We start from the raw sequence: 20,514 nt of genomic DNA, 5'->3' as shown, positions 1-20,514 counted from the left end.
GCCTAATCCACCATTTCCATCGCTGCAAATAAAAGATCTCGATTAACAAGATTAACATATGTGATTGATTAAAAAGACGCCATAACTATTGATACTAACGATAACATTACCGCTAAGTTACTATTTGGTTAATAGTTTGCGGTTAATCTCGAATGTGATTTGTTATTAAAATTGATCACTTTTATACCAATTTACTATTGACTGTGCTCAATCATTAGCTACATTGGAGCTAAAAGGTTTTTTAATACACTTTTGCAACATGAATTAAAATCAGTAACACGCTTCAAAAATTAACAATAAGGAATAATTACGCAGGGTAGCGTTAATTTCCGTAAGCAATGTACGAGATTCAAGCTATTAGCTGAAATTCTTTAGCTGGTAGGAATGATATCAATCGCACTTACAACAATTGATATAACAACGTTAGTAACAAAATGCATGAGGGATGTATAGCATGGCTACAGGTACAGTAAAATGGTTTAACAATGCCAAAGGGTTTGGCTTTATTTGTCCAGAAGGTGAAGACGGCGATATTTTCGCGCACTACTCCACAATACAAATGGAAGGTTATCGAACCTTAAAGGCTGGTCAGCAGGTCGACTATGAAGTAGAAAGTGGACCTAAAGGCTCGCATGCTAGCTCCGTTGTTCCTGTAGAAGGCAGCGCCGCAAAATAGGCGAATGCAAACTCATGTTAACCTCCATCAGTCGTCATTAACGGCTGACAGGTAAACAGAATATTGAAACCGCTCATTTAATACCTGTAACACAGGATTACGTGAGCGGTTTTTTTCGTTTTGGGGGCTCTAAAGTTGCTCACTGGACAATGAGCTCGAAGAGCTACTCCCCTTAAGCTAGGTCTTAAGAAGTATTAGACAGAAAAAAGACGCTTTAACATTATCGTTAAAGCGTCTTTCGTTTTGACTTTATCTATAACTTAGCTATCAGCCTAAGCAACTCGTTAGCAAATCACGTTCATGACTGACTAACGATGAGTCCAATCACTATGCATCAATAAACGCGTTTAGCGTTGAGCTTGGGCGCATTAGTGTTGAAACCAATGCATCGTCAAGTAGGTAGTAACCACCTAAGTCGCCAGCCACACCTTGAGCGTTGTTCAGCTCTGCAACGATCGCTTCTTCACTTTCAGCCAGTTGACTTGCCACACCTGCAAACTCAGCAGCAAGATCAGCGTCAGCCGTTTGCTCAGCAAGCGCCTTAGCCCAGTATGCCGCTAGATAGTAGTGGCTACCACGGTTATCAAGCTCACCTACTCGACGTGAAGGAGACTTGTTGTTATCAAGGAACTCACCCGTCGCTTTATCAAGCGCATCAGCTAGAACTTGTGCTTTAGCGTTACCTGTTACTACGCTCAGGTGCTCTAGAGATGCCGCTAGTGCCAAGAATTCACCTAGAGAATCCCAACGCAGGTGGTTTTCTTTCTCTACTTGTTGAACATGTTTAGGAGCAGAGCCGCCAGCACCTGTTTCAAACAGACCACCACCGTTCATTAGTGGAACAATCGATAGCATCTTAGCTGATGTACCAAGCTCTAAAATCGGGAACAAGTCAGTTAGGTAATCACGTAATACGTTACCAGTAACCGAAATAGTATCTAGGCCTTCTTTGATACGAACCAGTGAGTATTGAGTCGCTTCAAGTGGAGCAAGGATCTTAATTTCAAGACCATCGGTATCGTATTCAGGAAGGTATGCTTCAACTTTCTTGATAAGCTGAGCATCATGTGCGCGTGACGCATCTAGCCAAAATACCGCTGGAACACCCGATGCACGAGCACGCGTTACCGCAAGCTTAACCCAGTCTTGGATTGGTGCATCTTTAACCTGACACATACGGAAGATATCGCCTTCCTCTACGTCTTGCTCAAGAAGCACAGCGCCTGAAGCGTCAACAACTTGAACCTGACCAGCAACTTCAAGGATGAAAGTCTTATCATGAGAACCGTACTCTTCCGCTTTTTGAGCCATCAAGCCAACGTTTGGTACGCTACCCATCGTTGTTGGATCGAACGCGCCGTTCTCTTTACAGAAATCAATAACCGCTTGGTAAATGCTCGCGTAGCTACGATCTGGGATCATTGCTTTGGTATCTTTTTGCTTACCTTCTGGATCCCACATTTGACCAGAAGAACGCAGCATTGCAGGCATAGATGCATCCACAATGATATCGCTTGGTACGTGTAGGTTAGTAATGCCACGGTCCGAATCAACCATCGCTAGTGGTGGCTGAGTCTCGTATACCGCTTGCAGGTCAGCTTCGATTGCTTCTTTCTGCTCTTGAGGAAGCGCATCAATCTTCGCGTAGACATCACCGATGCCGTTATTTACATCAACGCCTAGCTCTTCAAACAGCTGACCGTGTTTAGCAAATACGTCTTTGTAGTAAACCTTAACCGCGTGACCAAAGATCACTGGGTCAGATACTTTCATCATCGTCGCTTTCAAGTGAAGAGAAAGCAGTACACCTTGCTCGTTAGCCGATGCGATTTCTTTTTCGAAGAATGCAACCAAAGCGGCCTTATTCATCACTGACGCATCAATGATCTCTTTATCTTGCAGTGCAAAAGCTGGCTTCAATGTTTTCTTCGCACCATCTTTGCCAACGAATTCAATGCTAACTTCTGTAGCACCTTCAATGGTTACTGACTTTTCGCTACCGAAGAAGTCTTTGTCGTCCATACTTGAAACGTGCGACTTAGAATCTGCAGACCAAGCACCCATTGAGTGTGGGTTCTTCTTCGCGTAGTTTTTAACAGAAAGTGGAGCGCGGCGATCCGAGTTACCTTCACGCAATACTGGATTTACTGCACTGCCTTTGATTTTGTCGTAAGTCGCTTTTACTGCTTTCTCTTCGTCAGTGTTTGCTTCTTCTGGGTAATTAGGAAGAGCGTAACCTTTTGACTGTAGCTCTTTGATTGTTGCTTGAAGCTGAGGTACAGATGCAGAGATGTTTGGAAGCTTGATAATGTTTGCTTCTGGTGTCTTAGCCAATTCACCTAGTTCTGCTAATGCATCACCAATACGTTGCTCTTCGTTCAAATAGTCAGGGAAGTTGGCAATAATACGCCCTGCAAGTGAAATGTCGCGAGTATCAACGTTAATACCAGAAGAAGCTGTAAAAGATTGAATGATAGGCAGCAGAGAGTATGTTGCTAGCGCCGGAGCTTCGTCTGTAATGGTATAGATGATCGTTGGTTTTTCAGTAGGCATGAAATTTCCCTATAGTTCTTACAAGCTCATTTAAAGTAGTGAGCGTGTTATAAATTGACCAGTAAGCCACTCTAAGAGTGAAAACTGCTTACTCGATAGTCTTACTCTATCTTATTTTTCATACAATCTTGATGACAGCATGAACCAAATCCGTGAGTGCGTTGTTATAATAAAACACGAAGGTATAATTAAACAAATCAGGCTTAAGAGTCCATCAACTTGTTCTATTTTGTGTCTTTTAGGCGCGCAAATGATAGCTCAATTCCGTTTCAGTGAAAACTTTTCAGCACACTTCGTTTACATTTTTGCAAGGTAGTTAACATGTCTACTCGCTCACGCAGCGCATCTCGTTCAGACAAACCGGCTCGTTCTGGTGCAACATTAAAACAAAGCGGTAATAGACAAAGCCGAAGCAGTGATAAGAATAACACTGGCAATTCGCACAACAAATCTCACTCAAGCAAGCACCGATATAAAGGCAAGCCTACCAACACAAAACCTAAGGTAGCACTCGAGGATCGCAAAGTAATTCTGTTCAACAAGCCTTTCGATACTCTAAGCCAATTTACAGATGGCGAAGGGAGAAAAACGCTAGCGGATTTTATTCCAGTGAAAGACGTTTATGCTGCAGGTCGCCTTGACCGCGACAGCGAAGGGTTAATGGTCTTGACCAACGATGGTATTTTTCAAGCTAAGCTAACTCAACCAAACTCAAAATCCCCAAAGACTTACTGGGTACAGGTTGAAGGCGCACCTTCTGAGGAAGATTTAGATAAATTGAGAAAAGGTGTCGAACTAAAAGACGGCATGACACTGCCCGCTCAGGTTGAGGTGATGTCTGAACCTGTTGTGTGGGATAGAACCCCTCCAGTACGCTTCAGAGCCGCGATACCGACAACATGGTTGGCTATTACAATCATTGAAGGACGTAACCGCCAAGTAAGACGCATGACAGCCAATATCGGCTTCCCTACCCTGCGTCTTATCCGTTACTCAATGGGTAATATGAATGTGGGGCAGCTGCAGCCTGGTGAGTGGAAAGAGATTTAACTCATAGCAATATATTAAAGCGAGATTTACGTCTCGCTTTTTTGTACGTGAAGATTGATTACTCTTGGTCAATCATCCATTTACGGAATACTTTACGGTCTTCTTTTGAAGTGCTCAGATACAAAGCTTTAAGTTGCTCGACATTTTGAGTAACACTTCCCACAACGCTTGGGGCAGTTTTAAGATCTAGTTTCGGAGTATCCGATTGAGTTGTAACTGGAGAGGGAACTATCGCAGTAGTCGTGGCAGTGACTAACGCACCATCGACAAACGTGATTCCTCGTTGATCGTTATGTTCTTTTACAAGCTTGTCCATTCCCATAAATGGAAGTAGACCTTTCTTGCCTTGAAGTAACTCTTGTTGATAGACAAGTTCGTTACCGTCTTGAGTTAAACGCCAATCGGGGTTTTGCTTTCTGAAAGCTTTTTCCGCTTCGCTTTTACTTCGAGCAACCGGGTGATCCAATTTAATTTCATTCCCACCTGCTTCAAACGTTAATAAATATGGCTTAGAAGTAAATACGCTATTACCACTACCACGACCAACTTCTTTGTCCATTCGGACAACAACTTGAGTCGTACCATTTCTTATTATATTCGTCCCCAATTTAGAATCAGCCTCTACACCATTAATGTAAAGAACAGAGACACCTTTGCTAGGAACCAGAGTTATAGCATGTGCAGAAAATGCAAGCATAGTTAAAACAAAGAATAATTGCTTTTTAAACATCACAGAGATTGACTCCTTTCATCAGGCACGTTGCCAAAAATAATTAAGTAATTATTATATGAAATATTAAACTGTAAAAATAAATAAAGCCACCCTGAGGTGGCTTTATAAGAAAGTTTTTAACTAAACTCAATTAGAAGCTAGCTTTAACACCTACAGCAACACCAGTGTCCGTGTTTTTCTGGTCTGTACCACCAACTTCAATGTAAGCCGTAGTGTTCGGAGCAAAGCCGTAACCAGCATTTACAAACCAGTTGTCGGCGTCATTGTCATTGTTGTCACTATCAGAAGTGCTGTAGCCAGCACCGATAGTTACTGCATCAATAGTGTAATCAGCAGCAAAAGCGATAGTATCTGCATCTACTTTTACAACTCCTGTATCCATTGTTGTCGCGTAATAGCCCAACTCAAGATTCAAGCTTTCAACGCCAGAGAAACGAGCTTCTAATGCCCAAATAGCGTCGTCCGCGCCAGGCGCCATCTTTTCCAATTCTGCGTAGCCATAGTATGCAGTGAAATCAAAATCAGCTACACGACCACCAAGTTTAAGATCGTAATACGCTCCATCTTTGCCAAGAGCATCTGTGCTGTCATTCTCATCTTGAGCAAGAGATGCTGTAGCATAGAATGTCCCTGTATCGATATCATAACGAATCATTTCATCTTGACAGAACTCACTACCATTTTCGAAGAAAGAGCTCACACCAAACTGGTAATCAGAACCAACACCAGCATCGTCTAGCGCGCCACACGTACGACCAACCTTCACAGAACCGTAGTTTTGAGTATATAAAGCCACATAGACATCACCAACATCTGCAGATGTTGAAGAACCGCCAGTTACTTCACCAGATGCTCCATCAAACTCCCAATAACCGCCAAAAGTTAGCTCGTCATTAAGCGCATAACGAACATCAAATCCAAAGTCAGCATCTTGAATTTCTTGCTGGAATTCTGAATCTTTTGCAAAACCTTTAACGTAAACAACTTCGATGTCGCCACTTAGGTTAACAGATAAGTCTTCCTGGTTGTAAATTTCGATTGCTTGTGCCGATGTTGCTGCAAACATAACACTTAGTGCTAATAGAGTCTTTTTCATAATAAATCCACTGCCTTTTCTAAGAATGGGAGATCCTTGCCCGGTTCCCTTTTATTTTTATGACTGGTTATTACCACTCTTTGTTGGTTAATCACCGTCACTAAATTTCGAGGTCTAGATTGCAAAAGATTATCCTGCGTGTCAAATAAACTAAAAACAAACCTAAAAAAACACAAAGCAATCAAAATCAACTACTTACATTTTTTTTCATAGTTTTACGAGCAGCTTATCCTTAGTTTTATCAGGAAATATAATAATCCAAAAAAAGAACAAAGCAGCATTTAACACCACAAACAACTTGTAAAAACGCCACATCTCAGGATTTAACACCTACAAGCAAGTCTTTTTTAATATTTATATTTCGCAACATAAATAAAATAGTTAAGTTCCTGATGGTTCAGTTTTTTTTTGTGAACAAGATCTACCTTTGATTCAAAAGCAAGCTATTTCACCGTAAATGTACCGACTAGTGATATGTGCTACTATCCTCGCTCCGTTACGTAGGTCACAGTATGCTAACTACTAAAATTCAAAAATCTATTCGCACCAGTTATCAAAACCTCCAAGATCAGTTGGACAACTTTGTACCTCGACGTGCTCAAAATTACCTTGTTGCAGAAATAGCGAAGACACTTTGTGGTCAATACCACAAAAGTAATCGCATGATTGTTGCAGAAGCGGGAACCGGGATCGGGAAATCACTGGCTTATTTAATGGCAACTATTCCTGTCGCTGTGCTCAATAACCGAAAAATAGTCATATCAACGGCAACGGTTGCGCTACAAGAACAGCTCGTCAATAAAGATCTCCCTCTATATAGAAGACTGACTGATCGAGAGTTTTCTTTCATATTAGCGAAGGGCAGACAGCGTTATTGTTGTTCCGAAAAGCTAGCCGCTGCCTGCGGGGTTGATGGCGGACAAATGGCCATGTTCGAATCTAAGCCAAAGAAGAAGGATATCGACCAACTTCAAACCATGTATCGTAGCCTAACCCAAGGTAAATGGGATGGTGACCGTGATTCGTGGCCCAAACCCATCGACAACATGATTTGGCAGATGATTGTCAGCGATAAGCACAGCTGTAACAACAGTATGCCTACGCATAGAGACTGCCCTTTCCAGAAAGCTCGCTCAGAGCTAGATAAAGCAGACGTGATTATCGCCAATCACAGTTTAGTGATGGCTGATGCAGACTTAGGCGGCGGCGTGATACTGCCTGAACCAGAAAATAGCATCTATATATTCGATGAAGCTCACCATTTACCGCATGTAGCCAGAGATCACTCTTCTGCGGCTGCGAGCTTAAAAGGCGCAGCATCGTGGTTGGAGCGTTTGAATCAATCAATCACTAAGCTTTCAGGCCTCGCTGACGAGAAACGTGTCCATCGATTTCGAAATGAGCTGCAAGACTCAGTGCAACAGCTGATCCCTACCCTGACTCAAATAAGTAAACAGTTTGACGCTAACCACTTTGAAGACGGCTTGTATCGCTTCGAACATGGCGACTTACCTGAGTGGCTTGAGAATGAATCAAAAGACCTCAAGCAACTCACACAAAAAGCGAGCCAAGCCGTTGCGAAGATTGCAGACCTAATTGCAGAACGAGTTAAAGACGGCGAGCTTTCAGCAAAACTTGCAGAGCCGGCACTGGCAGAAATTGGCTTCTATATACAAAGAACAGAGAACCTTGCTCAAGTTTGGCGCTTAATGGCTGAACCGAAGAGAGAAAAAGGCGCTCCTTTGGCTCGTTGGCTCGAACTGAATAAAGAAAGCGAAGGCGATTTCGTTGTGAATGTTTCGCCACTAGAGGTAGGTTGGCAACTGGATCAACAAATCTGGAGCCGCTGTGTGGGTGCCGTATTAGTATCTGCGACCATGAGGGCGCTCAACTCTTTCAGCTTTTTCTGTCATCAAGCCGGTATCAGCCAAAAAGCAGAAGATGGCGTACAGTTTTTGGCTTTGGCATCACCGTTTGATTACCAGAATCAAGCTGAGCTGATCGTTCCGGCAATGAAGTACGAACCACAAGCACCTCAGTTTACCGAATATCTTATTGAAATTTTGCCTAAGGTAATAGAAGACAAAAAAGCCAATCTCGTTCTATTCTCTTCTTACTGGCAAATGAACAAAGTTGCAGAGGCTTTAACAACAGATTTCGTTAAAAAGTCGTGGGCATTGCAGGTTCAAGGCGATACTTCACGAACTGAAATTCTAAAAAAACATAAAAAGCTAATAGACCAAGGTAAAACCAGCGTTCTTTTTGGAACTGGCAGCTTTTCTGAAGGTCTTGATCTACCGGGTGAGCTTCTTGAAAACCTCGTTATTACCAAGATTCCTTTTGGTGTTCCTACCTCTCCCGTAGAGCAAGCACATTCAGAATATATTGAATCACGCGGTGGTAACCCTTTTATGCAGATTACTGTTCCAGATGCGAGTAAAAAGCTTATTCAATCTGTGGGTAGACTACTGCGTAAGGAAAGAGATTCTGGTAAAGTCACGATCCTTGATAGACGCATAGTAACGAAGCGATACGGAAAGTCCCTACTCGATTCACTACCGCCTTTTAAAAGAACAATAAAATACTAATATCCCCTGCCCTTGAGGTAGTTATGGGCCTTCATCGCTAGGCCCTTGCATTCACAACCCAACATGACTAATCCATCGGTTTTTCATGTGGCTGCCCTATCAGCCGATAACGAGAACACTAGCTATTTATGGAAATGATTGAGCCAACCATGTTGGTCATACTTGCTCTGGTTGCATTTGCAGCAGGCTTTATTGATGCTGTCGCAGGTGGCGGAGGGATGTTAACCGTTCCAGCTTTGCTATCGCTTGGCCTGCCGCCACACATTGCACTCGGAACTAATAAGCTGGCCGCAACGTTTGCTTCATCTACAGCTGCATTCACTTACTACCGTAAAAAGCTGTTCAAGCCTGAGTGTTGGGTCAATGCATTCATATCTACTTTAATAGGTGCGACCATCGGCACACTCACTGTTGATGCCATTAGCACCGAGTGGTTAGAGAAGGTATTGCCGTTAGTCATTCTTGCCGCAGCGGTCTATACCATTTTTCATAAGACTCCAGATGTGAGCAATAATGTGTCTCCTAAGCCATGCCCTGTGCTTAAGAGAAAACAAAAGTACCAAGGATTCATTCTTGGCTTTTATGATGGGGTTGCTGGCCCAGGAACTGGCGCGTTTTGGACGGTAAGCTCTATGGCGCTTTATCGCTTAAACATCTTACTTGCCTCTGGTCTATCCAAAGCCATGAACTTTACCAGTAACTTTACCTCTTTGGTGACCTTCGCGATTCTTGGTCATATTGATTGGGTTCTAGGTTTAACCATGGGCCTTTGTTTGATGGCCGGTGCATTTGTTGGCGCTCACTCTGCTATTCGGTTCGGTGCTACATTTATAAGACCTGTGTTTGTTACAGTTGTAAGCGTACTTGCAATTAAACTGGCATACGAAGCTTGGTTTGTGAACTTATAGGCAGTAGCCAACGGGAAGTGAAATGAATCAATTTTCAAAGCTAAAAAGTGTTATTGATACCTTGATTGGCCATTGCTCGCAGGTTGACAAATCTCGAGGGGCTTATCATCAAGCCTTGTTTGACCGAGCCTTATTTAAATGCGGCGCCTCTGTTTTGCTTCCCTATGCACTTGAAACTCAGGCAACGTACCGCACCATTGTACGTGAACAAACCTCAAATCAACTGACCGCGTCCAGAGCCAACTACCTGACAGAAAAGCTGACCAATCAGATTGCAGCAATCCAAAGAGAGTTAGCCAACCACGATTTACGCTTGGACCGAAAAAGCAAGTCAGGGAAAACCCTGAACGACCTATACAACGAACTCGCCCAGCACCAAGACTGGCAAAAGCGATTGGTCGATTTAGTACGAGTACGAAAGTTAACGTTTGATTCTGCGCCTCGCCACAGTAAGAAAAAAGCGGAAGAGGCTTGGCAGTTAGCAAAAGAGCGATTAGAACGCTGTGAAGACTCAATGAAAAATATTGAGAGACTGATTAACTTAGAGAACCCTAAGCGAAATGAACACTGATAACACACCATCACCACTGGATAACGCACCAGAAGAAGTTAAGTTAGCTGTCGACCTGATCTATCTGCTCGAAAGCAACGAAATCGATCCAAAAGTCGCGTTAGAAGCAATCAAAATTGTCCAGCAAGATTTACAAGCCAAACTAGCATCTAGCATCTAGCATCTAGCATCTAGCATAAAAATATACAGGATTCACATGTACCAACTCAGCTTTTCTATGCCCGAGTTTCTTGAAAACTACTGGCATAAAAAACCAACCATCTTAAAGGGTGGCTTCCAAAACTTCGTCGACCCAATTTCGCCGGAAGAACTTGCTGGTTTATCGATGGAAGAAGAAGTGGATTCTCGCTTTGTCTCTAACCTCGACAATCAGTGGACTGCAGAACACGGCCCATTCTCTGAAGAAAAGTTTGGCGAATTAACCGAAACTCATTGGCAACTGATCGTTCAAGCAGCGAACCACTGGCACCAAGGCGCAAATCAGCTGACTGAGGCGTTCCAAGCGTTACCAAACTGGTTATTCGACGATCTCATGATCTGCTACTCAGCACCTGAAGGCGGCGTAGGCCCACATATTGATCAATACGATGTCTTCATCATTCAAGGTCAAGGCAAACGTCAATGGAAGGTTGGCGCTAAAGATGTTGGCCAATACAAAGAGACTGTTCAAGCGTCTGCACTTCGTCAAATTGAAGGTTTTGACCCAATCATTGATGAAACTTTAGAGCCGGGCGATATCCTTTATATCCCACCAGGTTTCCCACATGAAGGGAGCACGTTAGAGCCGTCAATGAGCTACTCTATTGGCTACCGCTCGCCTAAAGAACAAGAACTGATCAGCAACTTTGCCGATTTTGTGCTTGCTCATGATATGGGTGACGTACACCTGCACGATCCAGAATTCAAAATGCAAGAAGGCTACGGAAAAATTCGTTCATCGGATTTAAGTAATCTCACAGGCATGTTGAAATCTGCACTAGAGCAACCTGAAACCATCAGTGAATTCATGGGTTGTCTGCTAAGCCAATCACGCCACCAGCTTGATATCGTTGCTCCAGAGCCACTATGGACTCAAGAAGAGATCGCTCAACACTTAGAGTCTGAAGGTGAGATTCACCGAGTATCAGGCTTAAAGGCGCTCTACCACGAAAATGAAAGCAACACTGCTTACATCAATGGCGAAGTGGTTAAGGTGGATGAAGCGGATTCTTCGTTACTCAACATACTTTGCGATGAGACCATGATTACCTCGGCTACTGCCCTATCTCCTTCGGGCATAACTGTCGTGACTGAATTGGTCAACAAAGGCTACTGGTTTATCGAAGAGTAAGCAGCGTCAACCGCTGGTTATTGCCTAGCCTCTAAATAAACAATTAAAAAAGGGACAAATGAAATCTTCATTTGTCCCTTTTTCTATTCAAGAACTGGTTAAGGCTTAATGCTTATACCTTGAACTGATTGACCAACTTCTTTTGTTGTTGAGACAGTTGGTCAATTTCATTGCCGACTTGCTCAGAAGCCGCGGCTTGCTCCAAGATCTTCGCACTCAAATCGCGAATATTAACCACGCTTTGATTTACTTCACCGGAAACCGATTGTTGCTCTTCGGCTGCTCGAACGATCTGACTGTTCATATCACTGATCGCCTCAATAGAAGTAAAGATCGACCCCAGATCTTCAACTGCTTTCTGAACGTGTAGTGCTGTATCGTTAGCTAGGATATTGCCTTCTTGTATTGCTTCAACGACATCTTGAGTTCCAGCATGAACCTTGTCGATCACCGCTCTGATCTCACCAACCGATGACTGGGTGCGACTTGCGAGGTTTCTTACCTCATCCGCAACAACAGCAAAACCTCGACCTTGTTCGCCAGCACGAGCCGCTTCAATCGCCGCGTTCAATGCCAGTAAGTTAGTTTGCTCAGAGATCCCTTCAATCACACTTAAGATCTCGGTGATGTTTCCGTTATTTTTTGCCAATTCTTCAACAATAGGAACAGCACTCGACATACGCTCAACCAGCTTTCTCATTTCACCGGCTGAAAGTTCGATGACTTGTTGCCCTTGTTGAGCAGAACGATTCGCTTCACAAGCAGCATCAACGGCCACTTCTGCGTTTTGTACCACTAAGCCCGCAGTTTGAGTCATCTCTTCTGCCGCTGTCGCCACAAGATCCACTTCTTTAAATTGAGATTCACTGCTTTCTCTGGTGCTTGATGCCGATGCTTTAGCCTGGCTTGTCGTACTCGCCACTTGTTCAGTGGTGTGAATAACTTCTTTGATCGTGTGTTGTAACTTGTCTAAGAATAAGTTGAACCCTTTAGATAGCTGACCAATTTCGTCTTGAGATTTCACTTCCAAACGCTGTGTCAAATCACCTTCACCTGAAGCGATGTCATTCAACCTTTCCACAACCTGACGAATCGGCTTCACAATAGACAACGAGGCAAACGCGATAATGGCTAAGCCAAAGATAATAAACACTGTACCGGCGATCACTTCTGTTTTGATGCCTTCACTTAGCTTAGTGCTAATGATGGAATCCAATTTATTTGCGTCAGCGACGACACTGTCTCTTGGGATCTCAAACAACACCCCCCAAGTTTGGTTAGCTGCAACAACAGGTGCAAAGGCAAGTAACCACTCACCGTTCTCGCTCCATTGCGTTGTCACTTCACCACCAAAGATAAAGTCGGTCATTAAATCACTGTTTGTATTGCCACTTTGGAAAGTTGAACCGACTGCAATGCTTGAATCATCAGAAGCGATGACCGAACCATCTAGACTAACCACGTAAGCTTTACCCGCACCGTTAAACAAGCTCTGGTCAGATTGAGTAATCACACTGGTTAAACCATCAAGTCTTAGATCAATACCAAGAAAACCAATAGCAACGTCGTCAACCAAAATAGGGACTGAAATAGAGGACGTAAGTAGTGCTACACCACCGCTGTTCACGACTCTCGGCGTACTAATACACGTTTGCCCTGAAGACAAAGGACAGTAAAAACGTTCGCTATTGCTGTCATCATTCAAGATAGATTCTGAAAGAACGTTCGCTAGAACATTTTCACCGTTATCTGCCACCTTCCAGTAAGGAGCAAAACGACCTTTTTCGTTAGAACCAACATAATCAGCATCGACATAATTCGCATCTTCACTATCGAGCAAGTCAGGCTTGAAAACTAGATACGCTCCTTGAATAGAGTCGAAGTTTAAAACCGAGCGACGAACCATTTCATCCAAGGCGGTACGAAGCTCTTCACTTGGTGTAAAGTTTTCGTCTGCATTGTTTTTTAGAAACTGAGCACTGGCCGCAAGCATCTCTGCGCGGTAAATAGCTTCGTCTACATAACGTTGAGTTTCTTGAGCGTTTAGCTGAGAAACAGACGCCAGCAACTGCTGAGTTTTATTGATAACTGATTCTGAACTTTGAGATTTGATGACTTGTTGATTGCTCGTCGCGTTGTAGATCGAGAAACCAATAAGAGACAGTGACGTAATGATTAAACAACAACCTGCTAAGAGGGTTATTTTCCACTGTACCGATAGAGAGCGCATTTAATATCCTTATTTAAGCCAAAAGACTTCCATAACCATAACTATCACATCGACAACGAATTGCTGTACACAATGTAAATGAGTTAGACGAATAGCTTAGCGGATAATTACAGCACAAATTGCTTACATATAAAATGAAAGTTTATACAAATGTTAATAGAGCGTGTTTTCTTCCTTTTTTCTGTGATTTCAAATAATGTACTCATATAATCATTAGCTGTGTTGCTTAGGTTTTAGCGCTTTGGACATAGCCAGAACATCGATATTTAAAGGAAGCCCACTCCACCCTCTCCCTCTTTAAAATGCAGTAACTTCGGATTAGTTTTTATAATCCAAGTTATAGATTTTTATCTTGATCAACTTCACACTTTTTGATTGCTAAGCCCGCAATCAAGCTCTAATATCTCACGCCTAGATTCCCTGAACACTTTATTCATTTGGCTCTCCTTTAATGGAGCGCTAAGGCTTTTTACGTCTTAATTTTTGGAGAGATACGCAAATGTCCGCCTCGTTTCCATTAGCGAAACTTACCTTTTTAATCGCTATTCTGACTGCCGTAGGTCAAATGACTCAAACGATGTACGTGCCTTCTATCGGTCATATGGCAGGTGAGTTCTTAGTTTCGGCATCTTCACTGCAGGCAGTGATGGCGTGTTACTTGATCCCTTATGGTCTGTCGCAATTTGTTTACGGCCCACTTTCAGATCGCCTAGGTCGTAAACCGATCATCGTGATTGGTTTGATCATCTACATCATCGGTACTTTGGTAGCATTGTTCGCTCACGAATATGAATGGTTCTTAGCGGGCAGCTTTATCCAAGGTTTGGGCATCGGTTGTGGTGGTGCGATGTCTCGTACATTGACTCGCGACTGTTTTGAAGGCGCAGAGCTGCACCGTGCAAACAGCTTGATTAGCATGTGTGTGATTTTCTCACCATTGATGGCTCCTGTACTGGGTGGTTACCTAACAGAAGTTTTCGGCTGGCGTTCTAGCTACTTATTCCTTGCGCTGTTTGGTATTGCTGTTGTGATCACTATGATGACGAGCATGATGGAAACACTGCCGAAAGAACGACGCAAGCATGAATCGGTTGCCAACAGCTACAAGTTCGTTCTGTCTGATAAACGTTTCCAAGGTTTCTTATTGGTATTAGTCGCAACCTTTGCTGGTGTAGCCGTATTTGAAGCAGCGGCAGGTGTGTTGCTTGGTGGCGTACTTGGCTTACCGGCAACCACAGTAAGCTTGCTGTTTGTCTTGCCTATTCCAGGTTACTTAGTCGGTGCAGGCTTATCTAGTTACATCGCACAACGTCGCTCTGAGCGCCGTGCATTGAATGTTGGTCTGGTTGCGATATTGGTAGGCTCAACAGTGGTATTGATACCGGGTCTGTTTGGTCAAACAACAGCATTAACTTTGATTGGCGGTGCCACAATTTACTTCTTGGGCGCTGGCATATTATTCCCAGCAGCAACAACAGGGGCACTTTCGCCATTCCCGTACCACGCTGGTACTGGAGGTGCGATTTTAGGTGGTATGCAAAATCTAGGTGCTGGCATCGCAACACTATTGGCATCGTTCTTCCCAGCTCAAGACCAACTGCCACTCGGTTGCTTGATGATTGCAATGTCATTCATCGCTATGCTTGGTTTACGTTGGGTTAATCGTAAACCTGACCACTCAAATGAAATGCCATTGGCTATTTAACGTAAAGCTCGAATCCTGCCCAAACAAAGGAAAGGGACGTACTGAAAAGTGTGTCCCTTTTTGTTGCACATTTATTCCTTCCACTCTCACGTATCAGTAATTTCATTTAACATTACTTTGATTTTTTGAAAACAATAACAGACACTTACGATGAAGGTGCATATCCAGAATCCAATTATAAATAATATCACTGGAAGATACCCAACCAACAAAGGATGCTGGCATCAAAAAGAGTAAGGTGCACACTAGGGATATATAGATGCGTATCGCTTTAACCACATTAGTCGTATCAATAGCGCTTGTCGCCGGATGCAGCAATCAAGGAATATCAACCATGAACCACTACTCTCAATCACAGCTCGTCGCTCAGCAAACCCAAGCACCCGTTGCTAAGAAAGTCCCTCACGCAATGACGATTCATGGTGACTCCCGAATCGATGATTACTACTGGATGCGCGATGATGCACGCCAAGATCTAGAGATTTTGCAACAGCTTGAGCAAGAGAATCAGTACGCAGATACAGTGTTAAAACATACAGAAGCAGCACAAAAACAATTATTTCAAGAGATCAAAGGCCGAATCGCAAAAGACGACAATTCGGTACCGGTTCGCAAAGGCAGTTACTACTACTCGAATAAGGTCACAGGCGACAACGAATACCCAGTTCACCTGCGTGAAAAAAACTTTTTAGGCACAGACAAGCAAGTCATCTTAGATGTTAACGAGCTAGCAAAAGAGCATGAATTCTTCAGTATTGGTGGCTTAACGATCAGCCCAGACGAAAACTTGTTGGCCTATGGCGAAGATACGCTGAGCCGACGAATTTACACCATCAAGATCAAAGACCTCACAACAGGTGAATACCTAAAAGATGAAATTGAAGGCGCTTCAAGTGCTATCGCGTGGCAAAACGACAACCAAGCCTTCTACTACATCAAAAAAGATCCACAAACATTGCTAGGTTATCAAGTTTACCGCCACGTTTTAGGCAGCGCTCAAGCAAGCGATCAGTTAATCTACGAAGAGACCGATAGTGCTTACTACACCTCTTTGAGTAAAAGCAAAGATGGTGAACAGGTCTACATTTGGCATTCGAGCACAGAAACCAGCGGTGTCTCAGTCATCGATGCCAACAACCCAAAGGCTACAGCTGAGGCTTTCTACCCAAAAGAGACCGGCATAGAGTACAGCATCGCTAAGCTAGGTGATTGGTATTACATCTACACCAACTACCAAGCGGTCAATTTCCGTTTAATGAAAGTCACAGCTGAAGAGATGCATGATCGCTCAAAATGGGTCGATGTCATCCCAGCAGACGATAATACTCAGCTTGTAGATTTCGAGTTGTTTGATGACCATCTTGTCTACGAGCAACGCGCGGATGGCTTGTCTACAGTGAAAGTTCGCCAACTCTCAACAGGCCACGAGTTTCCACTTGAATTTAACGACACCGCATTTGCCGCTTACCTAACGAGTAACTATGAATTAGATAACGCAAAAGTTCGTATCTATTACAGCAGCTTAACCACGCCAGGTACTTACTATGATTTCGACCTAAGTACAGGTGAATCCGAACTCATGAAGCAAACACCCGTATTAGGTGATTTCGAAGCGGATAACTACCAATCAGAGCGAATCATGATTATGGCTCGCGATGGTAAGCAAGTTCCTGTCTCTTTGGTTTATCGTAAAGACTTATTTAAGAAAGACGGCACTAACCCAATCTACCAATACGGCTATGGGTCTTACGGCTCTACGATTGAACCTACCTTCAGCTCAACTCGCCTAAGCCTACTGGATAGAGGTTTTGTTTATGCCATCGCACATGTCCGCGGTTCAGAAATGCTTGGTCGCCCTTGGTATGAAGATGGCAAAAAACTGACCAAACAAAACACGTTCAACGACTTTATTGATGTAACCAAAGAGCTTGTTGAAGAAGGCTACGGCGCGAAAGATAAAGTGTTCGCCGTTGGGGGGTCTGCTGGCGGTCTATTGATGGGAGCAATCATCAACCAAGCACCAGAACTGTACCGTGGTATTGGTGCACATGTTCCGTTTGTAGACATTGTGACAACCATGCTCGATGAATCGATCCCTCTAACCACCAATGAGTATGACGAATGGGGTAACCCGAACGATAAAGCCTACTACGATTACATGCTGGGGTACTCACCGTACGACAACATTAAGGTACAAAACTACCCGAACATGTTGGTAACGACAGGCCTGCATGACTCACAAGTACAGTACTTTGAACCAATGAAGTGGGTGGCGAAACTGCGTGAAATGAAAACAGACAATAATGTGTTGTTGTTCAAAACCGATATGGAAGCCGGTCACGGCGGGGCTTCTGGTCGATTTAAACGACTAAAAGAAGACGCACTTGAATACGCTTTCTTTTTAGATTTACTAAATACTCAATAGATTCTCCGTAACTGTCAGTATTCACATCATTTAATGTCGCCATTTTGTCTCTACAAAGTGGCGACAGAAATTATTAAGCATGGTTAAATACGTTGAACCATGAAATCCACCAAATCAAAAACCTTTAAAAACAACCAGTGACAAAGGTTTACGAGAGGTATAAAAACAAATGAAAGTAATTAGCTTCAACATCAACGGTCTTAGAGCCCGCCTTCACCAACTGCAAGCTATTATCGACAAACACCAACCCGACGTGATTGGTCTGCAAGAGATAAAAGTGCACGATGAAGCCTTCCCAATTGCTGATGTTGAAGCAATGGGCTACAAGGTTTACTTCCACGGTCAAAAAGCCCACTACGGTGTGGCAATGTTGTGCAAGCAAGAGCCTATCTCTGTGCAGAAGGGTTTCCCAACAGATAATGAAGATCATCAAAAACGCATGATCATGGCGACGTTTGAAGATGAAAATGGTGAAAAGGTTACCGTGCTAAATGGTTACTTCCCTCAAGGGGATAACATCAAGCATGAAACAAAATACCCGTACAAACGCCAGTTCTACAAAGACTTAATGACTTACCTAAACGACTATCACAACAAAGATGAGCAAGTGATCGTAATGGGCGACATTAATATCAGCCCTATCGACGCAGACATCGGCATTGGTGAACCTAATGCAAAACGTTGGTTGAAAACAGGTAAATGCTCTTTCCAGCCAGAAGAGCGCGAATGGTTGAAAACATTGATGAACTGGGGCTTTGTAGACAGCTTCCGTTTGCTTCACCCTGAAGTGAATGACCAATACTCGTGGTTTGATTATCGTTCAAAAGGTTTCGTGGACAACCGTGGCCTGCGTATTGATGTAGTCCTTGCGACTCAAAAGCTTGCTGATAAGTGTACTGAAGCTGGCATCGATTACGAGCTACGCGGCATTGAAAAACCGTCAGATCACGCTCCGATTTGGTCAACGTTTAAATAAAATCCAAATTAAATTTCAAATCAAAAATGCACAAGCTTTTGTTTAGCTTGTGCATTTTTTTTACGTAGCTCAAATCCACTCAAAAAGCTTGAGATAGTTCACATTCTCGCCACTGCCCATCTATACTATTTGGACAACCAATGGAGAGAGTTTTGTATGGACGCAAAGCCTTGGGCCGGTATAAATCCAATTAATCTGCGTAGTTTACTTCCGATGATGGTGGTCAGCGGAGCGATCAGCGTATTGATGTTAGTCGTTCCCTTATTCAGCCTTCAAGTGTTTGATCGAGTCCTCTCAAGTCAAAGTTTAGATACGCTTCTATTCTTGGCTTTCATTGCTGTGTTCCTACTTACAGCCCAAGCGTTCCTTGACGCGTCTAGAGCCAAGTATGCACAAAAGAAAGCGATCAAATTTGAATTTATCGCGTCTCAGCAGCTATTTGAACAAACCTCCTTCTCATCGAAATCAAAAGAAAAACATCTGTTCAACGATATAAGTGAGGTAAAGAGCCTACTCTCTTCTCCAGCCTACTTTGTCATGTTTGATCTGCCGTTCACTCCCCTGTTTCTTATTATTATGTTTGCGATTCATCCATATATAGGATTAGTCGGTGTGGGTGCCGTTGTTTTTATTCTCATGACAACATTGCTTTCTCATTGGGTTAAATCTAAGCACTTTAAAACCACTTACTTAAGCCAGCTCGCAACACAAAGAAAAAACGACGAGTGCTTTCAAAAACACGCCACGATCTTTAGCCAACATCAACAACAAGGTTTAAGTCAGACCTACCAAGAAATATTGGCGGAGAAGAGCTGGTCTCGAAGCCATTTAGATCAAGCCACCTGTTCACTGAGTGCATTTTCTCGTTACATACGTATGGTCCTTCAACTCATCATCATGGCTGTCGGAGCAAGTCTAGTCATTCAAAATGCCATGTCTGCTGGTGGAATGATTGCGGGTTCAATCCTAATGGCGAGAGCACTCCAGCCAATTGAGATGCTCTCTAGTGGTATTCAAGCATGGAAAACTGGTTTGGATGCAAACAAACGCTTAGCTAAGGAATTTGCTTCTCATACTAAACATACCGAGCGAACCGAGTTGGAAACAATTAAAGGTGATCTGGTCATCGACAACGTCACATGGTTCGCGTCTGAAAAACTTAACAAGCCGACTCTTAATGGTTTGAAGCTAAGACTGGAATCAGGAAATCGAGTCGCATTGATAGGCCCTAGCGGGTCAGGTAAGTCTTCCATCTGCAAAATGATCACTAACGGCATATCGCCCTCAAAAGGTGGCATTTCTATCGATGGACTCAATGTTGAGTTGTGGAATCTGAATCAGTTCAAACACACCGTCGGTTATGTTCCTCAGCACATCGACTTTTTACATGGCACTGTCAAACAAAATATCGCCCGATTTGATTCCAACGTTACGGATAGCCAAATCGTCAGATCCGCTATTCAAGCCGGTGTGCATGATGCTGTTGTCGCCTTACCGAATGGATATGAAACGATTATCGGTTCTTTTGGTCATCAGTTATCTGGTGGACAAGCCCAGAAACTTGCCATCGCAAGAGCATTGGTTTTCTCACCTAAGCTACTCGTGCTTGATGAGCCTGATTCCCATCTCGACAAAGAAGGCGAAGAGTTTCTTGGGCGTGTTGATCTTTGCTG

15 protein-coding genes are annotated in these 20,514 nt (G+C 43.3%); 11 read left to right on the top strand and 4 right to left on the bottom strand.

The features are described 5' to 3' along the window. The first annotated feature begins 454 nt into the window (after window positions 1-454). Complete coding sequence (gene cspD, locus AB4161_RS02285) at window positions 455-676, top strand: cold shock domain-containing protein CspD (protein WP_004736548.1); 222 nt, start codon at window positions 455-457, stop codon at window positions 674-676. Window positions 677-1,003: 327 nt separating this feature from the next. Here cspD and AB4161_RS02280 read toward each other — a convergent pair whose 3' ends face one another. Further along, a complete protein-coding gene (locus AB4161_RS02280; protein ID WP_372082693.1) occupies window positions 1,004-3,229 on the bottom strand; it encodes an NADP-dependent isocitrate dehydrogenase in 2,226 nt (741 codons plus the stop codon). Window positions 3,230-3,550: 321 nt separating this feature from the next. Between AB4161_RS02280 and AB4161_RS02275 the strand changes: the two genes are divergently transcribed. Next, complete coding sequence (locus tag AB4161_RS02275) at window positions 3,551-4,279, top strand: pseudouridine synthase (RefSeq protein WP_372082691.1); 729 nt, start codon at window positions 3,551-3,553, stop codon at window positions 4,277-4,279. A 58-nt stretch (window positions 4,280-4,337) separates the two neighbouring features. Here the strand turns inward: AB4161_RS02275 and AB4161_RS02270 are convergent, their stop codons facing one another. Further along, window positions 4,338-5,009, bottom strand: a complete 672-nt coding sequence (locus AB4161_RS02270) for a DUF2057 family protein (protein WP_372082754.1) — start codon at window positions 5,007-5,009, stop codon at window positions 4,338-4,340. 133 nt (window positions 5,010-5,142) lie between these two features. Then, the gene (locus AB4161_RS02265; protein WP_372082689.1) at window positions 5,143-6,108 is read right to left on the bottom strand and encodes a porin; all 966 of its coding nucleotides are present in this window, start codon (window positions 6,106-6,108) and stop codon (window positions 5,143-5,145) included. 512 nt (window positions 6,109-6,620) lie between these two features. On the opposite strand from AB4161_RS02265, the gene dinG reads away from it, so the two are divergent. From dinG to AB4161_RS02240, 5 genes are all read left to right on the top strand, one after another. Beyond that, window positions 6,621-8,696 carry an ATP-dependent DNA helicase DinG gene (gene dinG, locus AB4161_RS02260; RefSeq protein WP_372082686.1) on the top strand — a complete coding sequence of 692 codons (2,076 nt, stop codon included), beginning with the start codon at window positions 6,621-6,623 and terminating at the stop codon, window positions 8,694-8,696. 128 nt (window positions 8,697-8,824) lie between these two features. Next, window positions 8,825-9,604 carry a sulfite exporter TauE/SafE family protein gene (locus AB4161_RS02255; RefSeq protein ID WP_372082685.1) on the top strand — a complete coding sequence of 260 codons (780 nt, stop codon included), beginning with the start codon at window positions 8,825-8,827 and terminating at the stop codon, window positions 9,602-9,604. A 22-nt stretch (window positions 9,605-9,626) separates the two neighbouring features. Next, on the top strand, window positions 9,627-10,175 hold the full coding sequence (locus AB4161_RS02250; RefSeq protein WP_017062115.1) for a primosomal replication protein: 549 nt from the start codon (window positions 9,627-9,629) through the stop codon (window positions 10,173-10,175). Next, complete coding sequence (gene rsmS / locus AB4161_RS02245) at window positions 10,165-10,335, top strand: pleiotropic regulatory protein RsmS (protein WP_017055021.1); 171 nt, start codon at window positions 10,165-10,167, stop codon at window positions 10,333-10,335. Before AB4161_RS02250 ends, rsmS begins: the two co-directional genes overlap by 11 nt. Before the next feature lie 36 nt (window positions 10,336-10,371). Beyond that, window positions 10,372-11,505 (top strand): cupin domain-containing protein, encoded by a 1,134-nt coding sequence (locus tag AB4161_RS02240; RefSeq protein ID WP_102332495.1) that lies wholly within the window; start codon window positions 10,372-10,374, stop codon window positions 11,503-11,505. 112 nt (window positions 11,506-11,617) lie between these two features. Here the strand turns inward: AB4161_RS02240 and AB4161_RS02235 are convergent, their stop codons facing one another. Then, the gene (locus tag AB4161_RS02235; protein WP_229647105.1) at window positions 11,618-13,735 is read right to left on the bottom strand and encodes a methyl-accepting chemotaxis protein; all 2,118 of its coding nucleotides are present in this window, start codon (window positions 13,733-13,735) and stop codon (window positions 11,618-11,620) included. Window positions 13,736-14,234: 499 nt separating this feature from the next. On the opposite strand from AB4161_RS02235, the gene emrD reads away from it, so the two are divergent. The 4 genes from emrD to AB4161_RS02215 all read left to right on the top strand — a co-directional run. After that, complete coding sequence (gene emrD / locus AB4161_RS02230; protein ID WP_017065927.1) at window positions 14,235-15,440, top strand: multidrug efflux MFS transporter EmrD; 1,206 nt, start codon at window positions 14,235-14,237, stop codon at window positions 15,438-15,440. Between the two features lie 334 nt (window positions 15,441-15,774). Beyond that, on the top strand, window positions 15,775-17,865 hold the full coding sequence (locus AB4161_RS02225) for a S9 family peptidase (protein ID WP_372082752.1): 2,091 nt from the start codon (window positions 15,775-15,777) through the stop codon (window positions 17,863-17,865). Window positions 17,866-18,034: 169 nt separating this feature from the next. After that, on the top strand, window positions 18,035-18,841 hold the full coding sequence (gene xthA, locus AB4161_RS02220; protein WP_372082683.1) for an exodeoxyribonuclease III: 807 nt from the start codon (window positions 18,035-18,037) through the stop codon (window positions 18,839-18,841). A gap of 156 nt (window positions 18,842-18,997) precedes the next feature. After that, the coding region (locus tag AB4161_RS02215) for a type I secretion system permease/ATPase (RefSeq protein WP_372082681.1) at window positions 18,998-20,514 on the top strand (1,517 nt) is incomplete at its 3' end.

The sequence above is a fragment of the Vibrio sp. 10N.286.51.E5 genome (assembly GCF_041469125.1).
Taxonomy (GTDB): Bacteria; Pseudomonadota; Gammaproteobacteria; order Enterobacterales; family Vibrionaceae; genus Vibrio; species Vibrio crassostreae_C.
The sequence above is the reverse complement of the archived record's forward strand: the minus strand, read 5'-3'. Positions and strand labels throughout refer to the sequence as shown.

What these genes read in the sequence shown, in the direction of transcription:
- cspD (WP_004736548.1), top strand. Translation starts at nt 455, where the DNA reads ATGGCTACAGGTACAGTAAAATGGTTTAACAATGCCAAAGGGTTTGGC.
- AB4161_RS02280 (WP_372082693.1), bottom strand. Translation starts at nt 3,229, where the DNA reads ATGCCTACTGAAAAACCAACGATCATCTATACCATTACAGACGAAGCT.
- AB4161_RS02275 (WP_372082691.1), top strand. Translation starts at nt 3,551, where the DNA reads ATGTCTACTCGCTCACGCAGCGCATCTCGTTCAGACAAACCGGCTCGT.
- AB4161_RS02270 (WP_372082754.1), bottom strand. Translation starts at nt 5,009, where the DNA reads ATGTTTAAAAAGCAATTATTCTTTGTTTTAACTATGCTTGCATTTTCT.
- AB4161_RS02265 (WP_372082689.1), bottom strand. Translation starts at nt 6,108, where the DNA reads ATGAAAAAGACTCTATTAGCACTAAGTGTTATGTTTGCAGCAACATCG.
- dinG (WP_372082686.1), top strand. Translation starts at nt 6,621, where the DNA reads ATGCTAACTACTAAAATTCAAAAATCTATTCGCACCAGTTATCAAAAC.
- AB4161_RS02255 (WP_372082685.1), top strand. Translation starts at nt 8,825, where the DNA reads ATGGAAATGATTGAGCCAACCATGTTGGTCATACTTGCTCTGGTTGCA.
- AB4161_RS02250 (WP_017062115.1), top strand. Translation starts at nt 9,627, where the DNA reads ATGAATCAATTTTCAAAGCTAAAAAGTGTTATTGATACCTTGATTGGC.
- rsmS (WP_017055021.1), top strand. Translation starts at nt 10,165, where the DNA reads ATGAACACTGATAACACACCATCACCACTGGATAACGCACCAGAAGAA.
- AB4161_RS02240 (WP_102332495.1), top strand. Translation starts at nt 10,372, where the DNA reads ATGTACCAACTCAGCTTTTCTATGCCCGAGTTTCTTGAAAACTACTGG.
- AB4161_RS02235 (WP_229647105.1), bottom strand. Translation starts at nt 13,735, where the DNA reads ATGCGCTCTCTATCGGTACAGTGGAAAATAACCCTCTTAGCAGGTTGT.
- emrD (WP_017065927.1), top strand. Translation starts at nt 14,235, where the DNA reads ATGTCCGCCTCGTTTCCATTAGCGAAACTTACCTTTTTAATCGCTATT.
- AB4161_RS02225 (WP_372082752.1), top strand. Translation starts at nt 15,775, where the DNA reads ATGAACCACTACTCTCAATCACAGCTCGTCGCTCAGCAAACCCAAGCA.
- xthA (WP_372082683.1), top strand. Translation starts at nt 18,035, where the DNA reads ATGAAAGTAATTAGCTTCAACATCAACGGTCTTAGAGCCCGCCTTCAC.